The sequence below is a fragment of the Paenibacillus sp. EB106-05-06-XG162 genome, from assembly GCF_058791655.1.
In genome coordinates this window covers 511,689-527,645 of sequence record NZ_JBYTDT010000002.1, presented here as the reverse complement: position 1 = coordinate 527,645, position 15,957 = coordinate 511,689, and the positions used below count along the sequence as shown (strand labels likewise).

The following is a 15,957-nucleotide window of genomic DNA, read 5'->3' as shown; positions in this document are numbered from 1 at the left end:
AACCTCCTCTACCTGTTAGGCACGCTTCTTTATGACTTGCTCAATTCTTATGAGAGCCCAGTCGAGCTGCTCCTTCGTAATGATGAGCGGCGGGGCGAATCGAATCGTCCGTTCATGTGTCTCCTTGCAAAGAACGCCTAGCCCCTTCAGCGCTTCACAATAAGCTCTTGCGGGGACCGTTAATTCCATGCCAATGAACAAGCCTCGACCTCGAATCTGGTGGATGTACGGCGATTCGAGCTTAGCAAGTTCACCCATAAAATAAGACCCAAGTGCTTCGGATCGTTCTGCAAGACGTTCCCACTCCAACACATCCAGTGCTGCGATGGCTACGGCGCAAGCGAGTGGATTACCACCAAAGGTAGAACCATGTGAACCGGGTTCGAAGACACCCAGAATTTCTTCGTTAGCTGCGACAGCCGAGATCGGCATGACGCCTCCACCTAGCGCTTTACCAACAATATATACATCGGGGACAACCTGCTCCCAATCACATGCGAACTTGCGTCCCGTGCGGCCAAATCCGGTCTGAATCTCGTCCGCGATGAATAAGACGTGATGCTGCCGGCAGCATGTGTAGGCCTGCTGCAAATATCCAGCTGGCGGCATCAGAATACCTGCTTCCCCTTGGATCGGCTCGACAAGGAAAGCAGCTGTATTGGGCGTGATCGCGGCCTCTAACGCCTCCAGATCACCGTATGGAATCACCCGAAACCCCGGTGTGAAGGGACCAAATCCTTCGCGATAGGAATCCGTTGAGCTAAACGACGTTACCGTTACGGTACGCCCATGAAAATTATCACTGCACACGATGATTTCAGCTTGATCTGCCGGTATTTGCTTGTGCCGATAAGCCCAGCGTCGCGCTGCCTTGATTGCCGTCTCTACCGCTTCCGCCCCCGTGTTCATCGGCAGCAGCATGGGTTTCCCCGTATAAGTGGCAAGCTTCGCATAGAACTTCCCTAATGTCTCACTATAAAATGCGCGGGACGTAAGTGTAACGCGATCCGCCTGATCCTTCAAGGCCTGAATAATTTTCGGGTGGCGATGGCCATGGTTCATTGCTGAATACGCACTAAGCATGTCCATGTACTGCCGCCCTTCCATATCCTCTACCCATACGCCCTCCGCTCTCGCAATGACGACAGGCAAAGGGTGATAATTTTGCGCGCCATATCGGTCCGTCTGTGCCATGATGAAATCTGATTGTGACATGGACATTCCTCCCTTTGGGCTGATTTCTTATCTCACTCCTATAATATATTCACGCGGGCCATTTATTCGTGCACAACAAATACCCCAGGGAACATCTCCTGGGGTATAATTGTCGTTCACAGAACATGGCAAGATCACCACTATATATTTGGATAACACCCATGCCCAGGCGATAAACAATTTTCAATCATATTGAGCCATTCATGTCAACCATTTCAACCGTGTACAAGCCCATGCAACCCTATTTCTAGGGCTACATGGGCTTGTCTCACAAGAGCTATGTTATTTTTTCACCGCTGCTTTCAGAATTTCAATCTTCTGCTTCCTGGATAAATCCGATGAAGTCGAAATACTGTATCCGAATTTACCGCCATCGTGCCAGAACACGTATTTAGGAAAAATGTGCGCAGGGAAGTCATCGTCAATGAACCCTTTATCCTTGCTGCCATCCTTGTCCACCGTATACTTCGATAACGTCAACGTGTCTTCACCGTTCGTATACTTCAGTCGGATCGTGGCAGCCTCTTTCCAATCCAGTTTTTTCGTGTAAACCGGTTTGCCGCTCTTTTTCCCTTCATTCCTTAGATCATCAATGAACTTTCCTTCTGTCGGACCTTCAATGATCGCTTTGGTAAACGTATAGCCCGCTGGCAGGTTGGAAGGCTGCTGCATGATGGAACCCTCCAAGGTCGAAGCTTTTTTCAAGTAATCCTCGTAAGAAGAAAACTCATGGTTCGGTCCCCAAAAGCTAAGATCTAATCCGCTGTTTAAATCCTTATATTTATGATAGATGACATATGTATCACCAGTCTCTTTAACCAATTCCTTCACGCGGTTGATCTCATTTTCGATATACGTTTTTTCCTCTGCTGTTAGAGCCTTGGCTGCAGCAGCTGCTTTTTTTATCGCTTTATCCATTTCTTGTTTGTACAGCTCACGGTTCACCGAAGAACCCATAACTTCATCAGGATAGATGATATCAGCGTCTTTACGATCCTGCCCCGATTGTACGGTAGTTGCTTGTGGTGTGCTCCCTGCATCTTTCCCCTTAGCATTGACCAGCGTCACGCAGCCAAGCGCGAGAATGATTGTCATCCCTAAAATGGATAGGCGATAGGATTTTTTGTTGAATTGTTTGATCATAATAAGTCTCCTTTTCATTTGTTTATGCGTCGCGGACAGACCGGCAATCCCCGGCTGTTGATGTTTGCCTGCGAAATGCTCCAGCACATGGATGATCGTCTGCCCGTATGCACTGTTATGCTGCGGTCTCATCCGATTCAACGCACATGCGTCGCAAGCCATCTCTTGATCCTGTCTTGCTCTTCGTATTGCAAACCATACTAGCGGATTAAACCAATGGAAGATCAGGATGATATGCATGATCCAATTCACTGCGACATCCCAGCGGCGAATATGGGCGAACTCATGCGCCAGAATATATTGAAGCTGATCCTTTTTCAATGTCATAAGCAAGCTTGGAGAAATGACAACGACTGGATTAGTAAATCCAACCACTGCAGGTCCGGGAATGCCCTCCGAAGCTATAAACCGTACTTTACGCTTCACACCCATAAGCTGCTTCGTCTCGTGAAACACAGCGGATAATAAAGGTGTCTCAATGGATTTGCCTGCACGAAGGACTTGTCTCAATCGAAGCTGGTCGTATACCGTTTTCGCGGCAAGAAGTAGTACACCTGCAAGCCAAACCAGTGTCAATACATTGGCGAGGCTCATAGACTTCATCTCATTCCACCACAAAATGCTCTGCACAGTTCCCGGTTCAGGTGGATAACTCGCCCCTTCCGCGCTCCCCCCTACCATGCTTCTCTCCAGTGTCAATGTATCTTCGTGACCCATCTCACGATTACTCCCCAGTCCTCTCCACCATTCATGCCAAGCCGGAGGACTTGATGTTTGCTGTTGCATTCCGGGCATGAAAGACTCCAGGGATATGAAATTGTACAGGCTAAGCGAAGATTCCGGCGCCCATGGGAGTAATAAGCGAACTGCTACAGGTATCCATAGTAGATATTTCCACCTGCCTTCAAGCCTATTTTTCAATAAGAATTGCAGGATCAAGACCAATACGATCAGGATACCGGCCATGAACGATCCACGGATTACCCAATCAAAAATCGAAAATAAACTTGTATGCAGTGAGGGGCTCATTACGTCTCTCTCTTTTCTTCATCGTTGTTACGGTTATTGTCAAATAACTCCTTCAGATCTTCGATTTCCTGCGCATTCAGCTTTTTGTCTTGTAAAAAATTCGCCAGCATCGGCTTTAATGCCCCGCCATACAGCTTTCTCATAAAGGATGTAGTTTCGAATTGCAGGTACTCCTGTTCACTGATGAGAGGGTAGAACAGTTGCGTGCGCTTCGAACCCTTCTCCAATTTCGCTCCCGCCGCTTCCTTCTGCACCAATCGATTCAGGAGCGTCCTGGTCGTATTTGGGCTCCATCCCATTCGATCTGTCATTTGTTGTACAACCTCGCTGGAAGGGCAATCCGGATTTGCCCACAATACCCGCATAATTTCGAGCTCAGCATCCGTAATGGATGGTATTTGGTTCATGCATGAAGCCTCCTAAATCAAATTGCTCAGACGTGAAGAAAATAAGTTGATACGAATCATGCTACGCTAGTTCAAAATATCATTTTTTTACAGCTGCTTTTAGAATTTCAATTTTCTTTTCCCTTGAAATATCCGATGAGGTTGAAATATAGTAACCGAACTTGCTGCTATCCTGCCAGTAAACATACTTTGGAAAAACATTCGCCGGGAACTTATCGTCAAAATAACCTTTATTTTTTCTGTCTTTTGTTTCTACGGTGTATTTATTAAAGGCCAACGTATCATCCCCGTTCGTGTACTCCAGTCGGATGTCTTCCGCCTCATTCCAATTCATCTTTTTCATATAAATGGGCTTTCCACTCTTCTTGCCTTCTGCTCTCAAATCATCAATGAACTTTCCTCCCAATGGACCTCCAATTCTAGCTTTGGAGAACGTATATCCCTCGGGTAAGTTGGAAGGCTCCTGCAAGATGGCACCCTTCAATGTCGTAGCTTTTTTTAGATAGTCTTCATATGTGGTGTATTCCTGTGTCAGTCCCCAATAACTAAGATCGAGTCCGCTATTAAGCGCCTTGTATTTATGATACAGGACATATGTATCACCCGTCTTCGTCACCAACTCCTTCACTCTTTTGATCTCTTGTTCAATGAACTTTTTTTCCTCTGCCGTTGGAGCTTTGACGGCTACTTTTTGGGTAGCTGTTTTTTGGGATGGCTTGGAGGATGCCGCCTCCACCGTGAAGTTCATAGAAGAACCCAACAATAGAATACTGCTAAGGGTTGCGATTGCTACTTTTGATGCTACTTTCATTTGAAATACTCCTTACACATTATTATTTTAAGATACATCTGCAGTTGCACTTTAATACTACAATTGTAGTTCTATTTAATACTACAACTGTAGTGTTGTAATGTCAACACGTTTTTTGCTACATACGAATCCAGCTAAAAAAAACAGCAGACCATCATTCACCTATTCGGCAAACGACAGTCTGTGCATCAAATCTATCTATTCATCGATGAACCTCAAGCATTCCAAAGGGCCTATGAAGTCAACATCGCTTGCCTCATAAGCCGTTAAGCTTAACGAAATAACCTACAATAAAAAGAATCCAAATGTGGACCGGATAAAACGTGTAAAACATATATTTCGTGAGCTTCGTATTCGGTCCACGTCCCCCGTTATACATGAGGATAGGAATAATCGCGAAGATCATCATCCACTGCGCATCGAAGAGAAACAGCGCCTCGTAGGTGAAATTCATTCCGAAGCCAATCGTCAGGACGAAGCATACACCCACATACAATGCAGCCATAAGCCCTTTTCGGTTACGACAGAAATAGAATACAAGCGTCATGACCACGCCGTATAGCGATGCTTCGGAATATAGATAAGCAACCGCGGCAGCGACAACAGCAAGCGGCACACCAAGGAATAGTCCCTTACGATCCCACTTCGCCCATTCCAATCCCATCATCATGACAACCGCAAGGGCAAGCGATAAGAAAATATTATTATGAATCGGGGTACTCTGTGGAAAGCACCATGCTAGCCACTGAGACCCGCCGAGCATGACGGCAGCCCAGCCGAACAGTCTGCCTGCATATCGCTTGCGATTTCTCGTATAGAAGAACCCTTCGACCACAAAATAGAAGAAAATCGGGGATACCAATCTACCAAAATAATTAAGCCACATCGGCATATCCGGTATAAATTGATGGACATGGTCGAAGACCATGAAGACCATGGCGATGATTTTGAGTTGAAATGCATTTAATCTTAGGAATTGCATGTTGTCTTTCCTCCTGTCTGTCCTACTCTATGTTTTTAGACGTGTGACTAGGACATATCCCCTGCACCCTTGCCCACCCTCAACGGCCATCCGGAGTCTTTGCGGATGGCTTGTTTGTGCTTGATGAATCGTATCAGGGAGGAGGGGTGTCTCTTGGAGGAGCCTGCGTTCGGCATTTGGCAGCCCATTCCTTCCTTAAAATCTGATCAAAGGAATGGGCGAACAAGAGCCGACTGGAGAGAGATATCCCGCCGGACCTACGTGGATGATTCATCGCCCTTCATGCGCAAAAAAGCCATCTGGAACAAGTCCAGATGGCTCTCATTTAAAACTCAAATACGAAGTCTTCGTCGCGAAGCGGCTCCACATTCGTCGTCCGAACGTAGCCGTTCCCTTTCTTTGAGAAGAAGTCATGCTGCTTCGTCTTCGTGCTCAACCCGTTCAGCACGATCGGGTTCACTTCTTCCTCGGCGAACTTTGGCTCAAGACCAAGGTTCATGAGGGCTTTGTTCGCGTTGTAACGTACGAACGATTTCACATCTGCCGCCAAACCGATCGCAGTGTAGATCGAATCCGTATAGGATTCCTCGTTCGCTTGCAGCTGCTCCAGTAGATCATAGAGTTCGCGCGTGCTTGCTTCCTGCTCTTCAGCTGTTAGCTTCGCAAATACTTCTTGCGCCAAAACGCCAACGTAAACCCCGTGGATGCTCTCATCGCGAATAATCAAGTCGATGATCTCGCCGCTGCTTGTCATTTTACCTTGGCCGGCAAGGTAGAGCGGATAGAAGAATCCGCTATAGAACAAGTAGCTCTCGAGCAATACGGAAGCGGCCATCGCCATGTACAGATCGCGTGGCGTGACGATCGATGTGTAATACCCGGAGATCAGCTTCGCTTTCTTCTGTAGATGCGGCTCATCTTCCACCCACTTGAACAGTTGATCGATTTCCTCACTGTTTGCCAGCGTTGTGAAGATGCTGCTGTAGGACTTTGCATGGATTTGCTCCATCATGGCCATGAACGCGAGTACAGCTTTACGCTGTAAACCATCCACATGCTCAAGGATCTTCGGCATTCCCACGCCGCCCTGAATCGTATCCAGAAGCGTTAGGCCACCGAGCACTTTCATATACGTATCACGTTCTGCCGGCTTCAGCGCCACCCAGGACATTTTATCATCCGAGAGTGGAATCTCTTCATCCGTCCAGAACTGCATAATATTCTGATTCCAAAACATTGCTGTAAAATCGTCATCCGGACGATTCCAATTGACTGCTTTCATGTATTTCTTCCCCCTAGTTAAATAACAGATAAAAAATCGACTTTTCAGCACCAAGAAGGTTGCATAAACCTGAAGAAGGAGGAGCGGAGTGTAGGCAAAACCTACATGAGCACCGCACTTCGAAGGTGAATGCAAGATTCGACGCCGAATCAACTTCCCGTGCTTCTTCGTGATCAAAAGGCGACTTTTTTATCAACCAACATTATACAGAACAGCTAATGCATTCTTCTACAGATAAATGATTGGTTCTCGTGTAATAGAGCGACTTCAGCCCTTTACGCGCCGCGTAGAGGTAATATCTAGCTAGCTCACGTGTTGTTACATTACTATTCACGTGCAGAACCGTCGAGATCCCTTGATCCACATGCTGCTGAATTTCCGCAATGATATCGATAACCTTGAACTGGTCCATTTGATACGCGGATTTATAGTAGAAATAGTTATCCTTTGCCAAGTACGGCATTGGGTAGTACGTTGTTGAGTTCGCATACGTCCGTGTCTCGATGTGCTCAACGATCGGCATAACGCTCGAAGTTGCATTCTGAATGTAAGAGATACTTTGCGTTGGCGCAATAGCCAAGCGGTAAGCATGGTACAGGCCATGGGCTTGAACTTTGGCTTTGAGTGCCGTCCAATCCTCAGGTGATGGAATCTCCATACCTGCGAACAGCTTCAGAGCCTTTTCTGAGCGTGGGCGGAAGTCTGTCTCTTCATATTTTGTAAAGTAGTTCCCGTTCGCATATTCAGACTTGTCGAAGTCACGGAATGTCACGCCGCGATCGCGGGCGATTTCCATACTTTTCTCCAAGGAGTAGTAATTCATCATCATGAAGAACCCGCTCGCGAATTCCTTCGCATCATCGCTGTCATAGGCGATCTTGTTCTTCGCTAAATAACCATTCAAGTTCATTGCGCCTAGACCAACGGAATGCATCTCCGTGTTCGCCTTACGTACACCTGGTGCATTTGGAATACTCGTCATGTCGCTAACCGCCGTTAGTGCTTCGATGCCTTCATGAACGGATTCTTTGATCTTGCCGTGTTCCATCACGTTCACGATATTTAATGACGCTAAGTTACAGCTAATATCGCGGCGGATGACATCTCCCTCGCCATAGTTGCCGATATCGGATGTCTCTTGCAGTTGGAAGATCTCCGTACAGAGGTTGGACATCTTAACGGAACCGATGCCTTTGAGGGCATGCGCTTCATTCGCATTGGTTTTATTCATAATGTACGGGTAACCGGACTCTAATTGAATCATCCCGATCTTCACGAGCATATCGCGTGCGCTCATGATGACTTTCTTCTTCACTTTATCGTTCGCTAGTAATTCATCATACATCTGATCCAGATCCATGTCATCCAGATGAATGCCGTATTCTTTGTAGACCGAATATGGTGCAAATACGTGCAATGGTTGATTCTCTTCCGCGAGACGGTAGAATTTGTCCGGAACGATCAGCCCGATCGAGAGCGTCTTGATCCGCAATTTCTCGTCCGCATTAATTTTTTTACAATCAAGGAACTCGACAACGTCCCATCCGAAAATATTGTAGTACCCTGCGCCAGAGCCCTTACGTTGTCCCATTTGATCCGCATAGGAGAATGCATCCTCCATTAGCTTCAGGACAGGCATAATGCCTTTTGCTGCGCCTTCGACGCCTTTGATCGCCTCTCCGCGACCGCGAAGCTTCGAGAGGTTAACGGCCACGCCGCCGCCGATTTTCGATAATTGCATACATGTGCCAAGCACATAATTAATGGAGTTAAGTGCATCATCCATCTCGAGCAGGAAACACGATACCATCTCACCGCGACGCTTCTTACCAGAGTTCAAGAATGTTGGTGTTGCAGGCTGTACGCGCTGCTCCATCATCGCAACCGCAAGACGTTTGGCTTTATCGAAATCGCCATCACCTAAATGTAGAGATACCATCGATACGCGATCCGAATACTGCTCAAGGTATTGCGTATGGTCATTGCTCTTCAAGGCATAGTCGACATAAAATTTAGAAGCTGCCATGTAGGACTGGAATTCGAACCCCGATGCTCTCGTTAGTTCAAAAAGTTCCTCGACCTGGGCAGCCGTATATTTCTCATAAACATTCTCGTAGTATTCATGCGCAATCATATATTCAACTTGCTCATGGATCGTCTCGAACCGCAAGCTCTTACTTTCTACTTCTTCCATAAATGCTGTTACCGCCTCATGGTCACGATCCAATCGGAAAAATCCGTCCGCGTCACGAAGCATCAACTGGTTATTTAACTCAATATGCCGCAATGCTATTCACTCCCTCTACAAACCTTTGCACATCATTTGTCGTGCCCGATAGTTCAAATTTCGAAATGACTGGTACATCATACATCATCGCAATCGTATCTGCGCTCTTCGCAAAACTGGTTCCCCAGTTACGATTCCCGCTTGCCGATACGCCTCTCATATACGAACCGTTCTTCTGTAGAAAAGATTGTACCTTCTCTGGAACTTGACCGAACCCTGTCGTATACGTAATCAGCACGAATGGCTCATCCAGCTGTGTCTGCTCGTCAATCTCCACAGTCCTCATGTTCAATTTATGTACAAATCTTTTTACGTTCCCGGTCTTAGAATCAAATGCGATGACCATTTTGTAACTCAGTCCTCTCTCTTATGCTCATAAAATACCCCCACAAAGTGACACACTACCTTCGAATCCGACTCAGGTATTTTGTGGGGACCTCAAAACTTATACATTTTACTCATTAAAAAAAGCGCATCCGGCACAATGAACCGAACGCACCTTAACGATAGTTCACTCATTAAGACGACGCCAGCACGTTCCTATCTCCGTAGGGATGACATGTGCAGATGACAGGCAGGTCTCCTGACTCAAGGATCATCGTGATTGCCGCCTTCCCGATTTGTACTAATCAGTGGCTCTCTAGCAACCGCTCCTCTATTACAGTGGCGGGACCGCGCCGGATTTCAACCGGACTTCCCTATTAATCTTTGCACTCTAAGACTAGAGGTGCAAAAAACCTGTACATCACGATATGTAGTTGTGCTTAATCAATTTACATCAATATATTGTGCTTGTCAATACAATAACAAGCCTATATTTTGCGTTGGAAAGGGATACAATCGGCGTAAAATAAGGGTTTCTATTCAATTAAAAATATTATATTTTAGATAAATTTAAGATAAAAATAGAGAAGAGCCTTACACCGTCACCAAGACGGAAGTAAGACTCCTCCACGTGATCGTCATTCCTACAAATCAACTTCAACATCTACATCTTGTGTGTTAGAGAGATATTCATTACAATTCTTATTCCGTTAAAGTGCGTGTTCAAAAAGTCGGCATTTCAGCACCAAGAAGGTTGCGAGAACCTGAAGAAGGAGGAACGGAGTTTAGGCGAAACCTAAATGAGTACCGGACTTCGAAGGTGAACGTAAGATTCGATGTCGGTTATGCTTCTTGAATTACTTCGTGATCAAATGATGACTTTTTGAACAACCTCTTACAATACTGACCTTTTCGATCCGTTCTTTATGCCCATACAACTCCTTGATCACCTGTTCAATCGGCAGCGCATCGATCGTCATATCTTGCAGCGTGCAGCGCTCATTCATCAGCTGAATGAACCGCTTGAGCGGTAGACAATCCGTGTCGAGCTCCAGCTCCGCATCTTTGGCTGAATGCAGCTTAAGCACGGTAACACCCTTAATCCCATACCAATCCGCAGGCTGCTCGGTGACGATCCGAACTTTCTTCTTCGCGCCGAGAAAATTGCGCAGCGCCATGATCGAATCATCAAACACGATTTCGCCATCATTAATGACGATAACACGACGTGCAAGCTGTTCAATATCCTCTAGATCATGTGTGGTTAAAATAAACGTAACGCCTTGCTCATTCATCTCCTGAATAAAGCTGCGAATTTTCTCCTTCGCGATGACATCCAGCCCGATCGTAGGCTCATCGAGGAATACCACGGATGGCCGATGCAACATCGCCATAATGAACTCACATTTCATTCGTTCTCCGAGAGACAGCTGCCTTGTCGGCTTCCGCATAATCTCCTCGACTTCAAGCAGCCTAGAAAGTCTGTGCAGTGTTTCTTCAAATGCGGCATCCTCGATCGCATAAATGGCTTTGTTCATATAGAACGCGTCAAGTGGGGGGATATCCCATAACAATTGGGACTTCTGCCCGAATACCGCTCCAATGTTGCGCACATATCGCTTGCGTTGTTTCCACGGTGTGCACCCTAAGATACGGACATCCCCTGAGGTAGGGTGCAGGACCCCCGTGAGCATCTTCAGTGTCGTCGATTTCCCCGCACCATTCGGTCCGAGAAAGCCAACGATCTCTCCAGGTTCTACCTTGAAGGTTAGCCCTTTGACTGCAGGTACGAGGACGGTCTCCCGCTTAAATAGACTGCGCAGCGTTTCCTTAAACGACGACCCACGGGTATACGTTGTATACGTCTTATATAAATTGTGGACTTCAATCATTCGGTTTCACCCCCCTGCGCTCGTATAATTGCGAAGCATACCATGCCAGAACATAAGACCTGCTCCACAGAAAACAATACTCATCCCCATTGATAGCCATGCCCCATCCGCACCTTTTCCGAGCAGCACAGACGCTGGCAGGAAACCTATCATGGCAATCGGAATGACATACGTGAAGAGTTGCTGGAACAATTTCGAGAAGATCGTTCCCGGATACATTCCAAACATCGACATGGAATCGAACATGTCATAAACACGACTGCTGCCTACCCATTTGAACAGTAGTCCCGACAAGAACAACGAGAACGCAAATAAGACAAGCAGTGAGCAGAAGAACAGGACAGCGAACTGAATCCAATGTAATGCACTAGGTGCAGGCACCCCTGACAAAGCGAGACCAAATAATACACCACCGCTAATTAGACGACCGAAATCGTCCAAATCAAAAGCATTCATCATCGCAAGAAATAGAATTGGCCGCGGCTTCAGCAGGAAGACATCGAACGAACCTTCACGGACATGATAGAGCGTCGTTGATACAATCCCAAAGAAAAATGGAAATGCGACTCCCTTGGCGAGTGTAAACACGGCCTGAATAAGCAGTGCCTCCTGTAGTGTCCATCCCGGAAAGCTTGCTCCTGAACGATAGACAAGCAGAGTGACCAATGGGATCATAAAATCACCTAAGAGCATGAGCAGCACGCTAATGGCAAAATCCGTTCGATAAGCCATCCGTTCTGCCAGCTTCGTCTTGATTACCGCCCTGTAGCAAGCGAGTAATGACTTCATACCCCCACCCCCGTAAATTTCCGGGCACCCAGGTGAACCAAGAGCTGACATACACCCCACATACAGAGCACTGCGAATGCCTGCAACCCGACGACCTGCGGAATCGACATCGTGATCCCAGCAAGCTCATAGCTGCCAATATAGACGCGTACAGGGACATACTGCATGAACTGGAAAGGCAAGTAAAAGAGTACATGCTGCAATCCGTCTGGAAAAAAGGAAAGCGGCACGAATACACCTGCGGTAATGTCACGCATCAGCAAGAATACACGCCTGACGCCTTCCGCATTCGTCAGCCAGAAGGCGGTTAATCCAATGGAGTAATTGACGAAAAACGTCATCAAGAAACCTAAAATAATGGAGAGCACTGCCCAGAGCGGCTGCGGAGGCAGCAGCTTGATTTTGAAAATAAAGAGATAAATCAGAAAAACCGGAATGAATTCCATCCAGAACCCGAGCGTGCGATGACCAACCTTCTGAGCCAATGCGAACCCTACATGAGAGACTGGACGTAAAATAAACGTGACATATTTCCCTGTACGGATGAGCATCTGTAGATTCCAATCGGCGAAATCGAACGTCAAATAGGTAATAACAGACATGACACCGTAATATGTCAACATTTCTGACAGTGTAAATCCGTTCAATATATCTTGTGATGCATAAACCGCATGCCAGATGAAATACTGTACTAGAAAGTACACAGGACCGATGAAGATTGAAACTGCCATATGCGAGCGGTAAGCCGCCCATTCTTTGTACGTCGCGAAGGCTACCGCACGTACGAACCGTAAGGATTGCATTATTGCAAGCCCGACCAGATCATATTTTTAATGCTAACAATCGATTCGGGAACCCAGCCATTCGCCGTCGGTACGAAGAACGAGACGACGAAATCTTCCTCTGCATCGACCATTAGTGCACAGCGCCCTGCACCCTCATGATAGAATGTCCCAGACTTGAACGGATCGAACACGCGTCCTAGCTGGCTGCTAAGTCCATAGGGCATATCCTTCAACCGGTCCCCCCAATTGAAGGCTGGAATACCTGACGGGAATTGATTCTGTGCAAGACGCTCTACAGACCTTCGGCTAAGAATACGCGCTCCTTGATAGGTTCCTTGGTTCAGCATCATCTGTCCGAAGCGATTCATATCCGCAAGGGTCGAATACAACCCACCACCCGCCCGAGGCGGTGACCATTCCCTATTCTCAGTTCTTGTTAATCGATTTAAATCCCAATCGTCAACCGTGCATACTTCATGGTGAAGCTCCTCAGGCACTTCGAAGAACGTTCGATGCATCCCAAGCGGCTCCAGAATCGTCTGACGCACATAATCGTTGTAGGACATCCCCGTGATCTGGCTAATGATATCCCCCAAGATCGAAAAGCCGGTCGAGGAATAGTTCCAGCTCTCCCCTGGCTGACAGACCAGTGGTCCTGCTAGAACAGACTTGATCCACCTAGACCTGCGATAAGCAATGTCCTCCGCTTCTGTACGTTCTGGCTTCGAAGCCTCCGAATCATCGCCAAATGCAAATTCAATATCCCAAGGACCAGACGGATAGGGCTCGGTGAAATAACCCGGGTCCGGTGCGAGCCCCGATGTATGTGTTAATAAATGTGTAATCGTAATCCGTTCAAAATGGCGATGATCAAATTCTGGGTACCAATCCTTCACAGGCTGTGTTAGATATAGCTTCCCTTCTTCCATTAACCGCATGATCGAGACGAGCGTGAACCACTTCGTGACCGAAGCAATCTTCCGGATCGACTGCGGCTGCAATTCACTTGCAGTGTCTGTGTGCCGAAGCGCGCCTAGCGCACGTACCGCGAAAGTCTGTCCGCCGCGCGCGAGCATATAGGAAGCGCATTGCAGCTTCCCTTCATTAATTAATCCCATTAAGAATGTGTCGAGCTGTTGCAAGGTACTCTCTCGGTACCCTGCTTCCGAAGGTGAAATATCGGTCAGTCCATGATGTATACCAAGGCTCATATCGTTTCCCCGTCCTTTCTTTCTTCCATTTCAGGTTTATCGTCGCTCACTATAGCAGTGCTGACCAAATAATCGCTCGCGGATTTATGATGGCTTGCGGCACCCAACCCGTTTGGCTAGGTACCATAAATGCATAGACGAGCCGTTCAATAGGATCAATGAACAGACCGCAATGTCCTGCACCCTCATGTGCATACGTTCCTGGTGAGCAAATATCTTGATGACTCAGACTCCAGCCGAGCCCCATCTGAAAATTAGGATTTTTATCGCCCCAGCACGTCGATGGAACGTTATTTAGCTGATTCGAGACCATCATCCGTACTGTTTTGCGTCCAAGAATGCGTTGTCCATGAAGTTGCCCATCATCTAACATGGCTTGTCCAAGCTTCCACAGATCCTCAAGGGTTGAGAATAGACCATTACCAGCCGCTGCTGGAATCCCTGTCCGGTCAAATGAGTCTTGCACTTCTTTTTCTTGCCAAGGATTCACAATACACGTCTCTGCTCGCAAATGTTCCGGAACACGCAGGAATGTACGCTCCATCCCTAGAGGCTCCGTAATCCGTTCGCGAACATACTGCTCGTAAGACATGCTTGACGCACGTTCGATAACCAGACCTAGCAGCGCAAACCCTGCCGTACAATAATTCCATTGTTCACCGGGTTTACAATACATCCGCCCGCTGACAATCGTCTTTATCCCTTCTTCGAGCGTCCATGCATCTGCACTAGACTTCTTCTCATGCAGCCACCACTCGTACCAAGGAAGCGTGTAAGGCTCTGTCTGGACGCCAGGATCGCCCATAAGACCTGATGTATGGGTTAACAGATGCCAAATCGTAATGCCGCGATGCTGATCCGTATTCAGCTCAGGAATCCATTCACTCACACTCTGTTGATAGAAGAGCTTCCCTGCTTCTGCTAATTGTGCGATTGCAATTGCTGTAAATACTTTCGTAATCGAATAGACTTTACGAATCGAGTTCGGTAGAAGTGCTGAACTGTTCTCTTCGTATGTCAGATGACCTTGGGAACGATGGACGACAATTTGGCCGTCACGGGCAACCAAGTAACTTGCCCCTTGAATGCGACCCGCTTCAATAAGCCCACGGAAATGCTCATCAAGCAGCTGCAGCCGCGCTGCATCAAGACCTACCGCGTCCGGTGCAGCATCGGTTCTGCCTTCATGGATGGATAGCGTTGTTGTGATCAATGCGAATTCCTCCCTTAACTGCAAATTTAGAATTGAAAATACTGGTATCATTCTATCGAATCCCTCTATTTCCGTAAATAGGAAATATCATATAAAAGGCCGGTATACTCTCTAAAAAAACGTATTTCGGCGCCGTACAGCCTCCTCGGGCACATTAGCTGCACTATTGCAGTTATTTCGGCGCCGGACAGCCTCTTCGGGCACATTAGCTGCACTATTGCAGTTATTTCGGCGCCTGGCAGCCTCTTCGGGCACATTAGCTGCATTTTTGCAGTTATTTCGGCGCCTTGCAGCCTATTCGAGCATATTAGCTGCATTTTTGCAGTTATTTCGGCGCCGGACAGCCTCTTCGGGTATATTAGCTGCATTTTTGCAGTTATTTCGGCACCTGGCAGCCTCTACGAGCATATTAGCTGCACTATTGCAGTTATTTCGGCGACTGGCGGCCTCTTCGGGCACATTAGCTGCACTATTGCAGTTATTTCGGCGACTGGCAGCCTCTACGAGCATATTAGCTGCACTATTGCAGTTATTTCGGCGACTGGCAGCCTCTACGAGCATATTAGCTGCACTATTGCAGTTATTTC

At 47.2% G+C, this 15,957-nt stretch carries 14 protein-coding genes and 1 riboswitch; of the genes, 1 reads left to right on the top strand and 13 read right to left on the bottom strand.

All coding sequences use genetic code 11. The annotated features are described in order from the left end of the window. Positions 1 to 15: 15 nt before the first annotated feature. The 13 genes from AC3WU2_RS08190 to AC3WU2_RS08130 form a co-directional block, all read right to left on the bottom strand. Complete coding sequence (locus tag AC3WU2_RS08190) at positions 16 to 1,215, bottom strand: ornithine--oxo-acid transaminase (protein WP_492453025.1); 1,200 nt, start codon at positions 1,213 to 1,215, stop codon at positions 16 to 18. Between the two features lie 282 nt (positions 1,216 to 1,497). Continuing rightward, a complete protein-coding gene (locus tag AC3WU2_RS08185) occupies positions 1,498 to 3,387 on the bottom strand; it encodes a M56 family metallopeptidase (protein WP_492453023.1) in 1,890 nt (629 codons plus the stop codon). Beyond that, on the bottom strand, positions 3,387 to 3,794 hold the full coding sequence (locus AC3WU2_RS08180; RefSeq protein WP_314587410.1) for a BlaI/MecI/CopY family transcriptional regulator: 408 nt from the start codon (positions 3,792 to 3,794) through the stop codon (positions 3,387 to 3,389). The genes AC3WU2_RS08185 and AC3WU2_RS08180 overlap by 1 nt, the downstream gene beginning before the upstream one ends. A 79-nt stretch (positions 3,795 to 3,873) precedes the next feature. After that, positions 3,874 to 4,605 carry a hypothetical protein gene (locus AC3WU2_RS08175; RefSeq protein ID WP_492453021.1) on the bottom strand — a complete coding sequence of 244 codons (732 nt, stop codon included), beginning with the start codon at positions 4,603 to 4,605 and terminating at the stop codon, positions 3,874 to 3,876. 256 nt (positions 4,606 to 4,861) lie between these two features. Beyond that, a complete protein-coding gene (locus tag AC3WU2_RS08170; RefSeq protein ID WP_492453019.1) occupies positions 4,862 to 5,587 on the bottom strand; it encodes a TraX family protein in 726 nt (241 codons plus the stop codon). A 325-nt stretch (positions 5,588 to 5,912) separates the two neighbouring features. Beyond that, the gene (gene nrdF, locus AC3WU2_RS08165; RefSeq protein ID WP_492453017.1) at positions 5,913 to 6,869 is read right to left on the bottom strand and encodes a class 1b ribonucleoside-diphosphate reductase subunit beta; all 957 of its coding nucleotides are present in this window, start codon (positions 6,867 to 6,869) and stop codon (positions 5,913 to 5,915) included. Between the two features lie 202 nt (positions 6,870 to 7,071). Continuing rightward, on the bottom strand, positions 7,072 to 9,156 hold the full coding sequence (gene nrdE / locus AC3WU2_RS08160; RefSeq protein ID WP_492453015.1) for a class 1b ribonucleoside-diphosphate reductase subunit alpha: 2,085 nt from the start codon (positions 9,154 to 9,156) through the stop codon (positions 7,072 to 7,074). Continuing rightward, on the bottom strand, positions 9,143 to 9,502 hold the full coding sequence (gene nrdI, locus AC3WU2_RS08155) for a class Ib ribonucleoside-diphosphate reductase assembly flavoprotein NrdI (protein WP_492453013.1): 360 nt from the start codon (positions 9,500 to 9,502) through the stop codon (positions 9,143 to 9,145). Before nrdI ends, nrdE begins: the two co-directional genes overlap by 14 nt. Positions 9,503 to 9,712: 210 nt before the next feature. Continuing rightward, positions 9,713 to 9,913: riboswitch (cobalamin riboswitch) on the bottom strand. Between the two features lie 424 nt (positions 9,914 to 10,337). Continuing rightward, positions 10,338 to 11,372 (bottom strand): ABC transporter ATP-binding protein, encoded by a 1,035-nt coding sequence (locus tag AC3WU2_RS08150; RefSeq protein WP_492453011.1) that lies wholly within the window; start codon positions 11,370 to 11,372, stop codon positions 10,338 to 10,340. A 6-nt stretch (positions 11,373 to 11,378) separates the two neighbouring features. Beyond that, positions 11,379 to 12,161, bottom strand: a complete 783-nt coding sequence (locus tag AC3WU2_RS08145) for an ABC transporter permease (RefSeq protein WP_492453009.1) — start codon at positions 12,159 to 12,161, stop codon at positions 11,379 to 11,381. Further along, positions 12,158 to 12,964, bottom strand: a complete 807-nt coding sequence (locus AC3WU2_RS08140; protein WP_492453007.1) for an ABC transporter permease — start codon at positions 12,962 to 12,964, stop codon at positions 12,158 to 12,160. Before AC3WU2_RS08140 ends, AC3WU2_RS08145 begins: the two co-directional genes overlap by 4 nt. Next, entirely contained in the window at positions 12,964 to 14,157 is a 1,194-nt protein-coding gene (locus tag AC3WU2_RS08135) for a serine hydrolase domain-containing protein (RefSeq protein ID WP_492453005.1), read from the bottom strand. Before AC3WU2_RS08135 ends, AC3WU2_RS08140 begins: the two co-directional genes overlap by 1 nt. Positions 14,158 to 14,206: 49 nt before the next feature. Beyond that, entirely contained in the window at positions 14,207 to 15,370 is a 1,164-nt protein-coding gene (locus tag AC3WU2_RS08130) for a serine hydrolase domain-containing protein (protein WP_492453003.1), read from the bottom strand. A 166-nt stretch (positions 15,371 to 15,536) separates the two neighbouring features. On the opposite strand from AC3WU2_RS08130, the gene AC3WU2_RS08125 reads away from it, so the two are divergent. Beyond that, positions 15,537 to 15,957, top strand: a 421-nt coding sequence (locus AC3WU2_RS08125; RefSeq protein WP_492453001.1) for a hypothetical protein, incomplete at its 3' end; no start/stop codon positions are given.

Excerpts from the sequence above, each read along its gene's own strand:
- AC3WU2_RS08180 (WP_314587410.1), bottom strand. The coding sequence starts at position 3,794 with ATGAACCAAATACCATCCATTACGGATGCTGAGCTCGAAATTATGCGG.
- AC3WU2_RS08190 (WP_492453025.1), bottom strand. The coding sequence starts at position 1,215 with ATGTCACAATCAGATTTCATCATGGCACAGACGGACCGATATGGCGCG.
- AC3WU2_RS08185 (WP_492453023.1), bottom strand. The coding sequence starts at position 3,387 with ATGAGCCCCTCACTGCATACAAGTTTATTTTCGATTTTTGATTGGGTA.
- AC3WU2_RS08135 (WP_492453005.1), bottom strand. The coding sequence starts at position 14,157 with ATGAGCCTTGGTATACATCATGGACTGACCGATATTTCACCTTCGGAA.
- AC3WU2_RS08140 (WP_492453007.1), bottom strand. The coding sequence starts at position 12,964 with ATGCAATCCTTACGGTTCGTACGTGCGGTAGCCTTCGCGACGTACAAA.
- AC3WU2_RS08150 (WP_492453011.1), bottom strand. The coding sequence starts at position 11,372 with ATGATTGAAGTCCACAATTTATATAAGACGTATACAACGTATACCCGT.
- nrdF (WP_492453017.1), bottom strand. The coding sequence starts at position 6,869 with ATGAAAGCAGTCAATTGGAATCGTCCGGATGACGATTTTACAGCAATG.
- AC3WU2_RS08170 (WP_492453019.1), bottom strand. The coding sequence starts at position 5,587 with ATGCAATTCCTAAGATTAAATGCATTTCAACTCAAAATCATCGCCATG.
- AC3WU2_RS08145 (WP_492453009.1), bottom strand. The coding sequence starts at position 12,161 with ATGAAGTCATTACTCGCTTGCTACAGGGCGGTAATCAAGACGAAGCTG.
- nrdI (WP_492453013.1), bottom strand. The coding sequence starts at position 9,502 with ATGGTCATCGCATTTGATTCTAAGACCGGGAACGTAAAAAGATTTGTA.
- AC3WU2_RS08175 (WP_492453021.1), bottom strand. The coding sequence starts at position 4,605 with ATGAAAGTAGCATCAAAAGTAGCAATCGCAACCCTTAGCAGTATTCTA.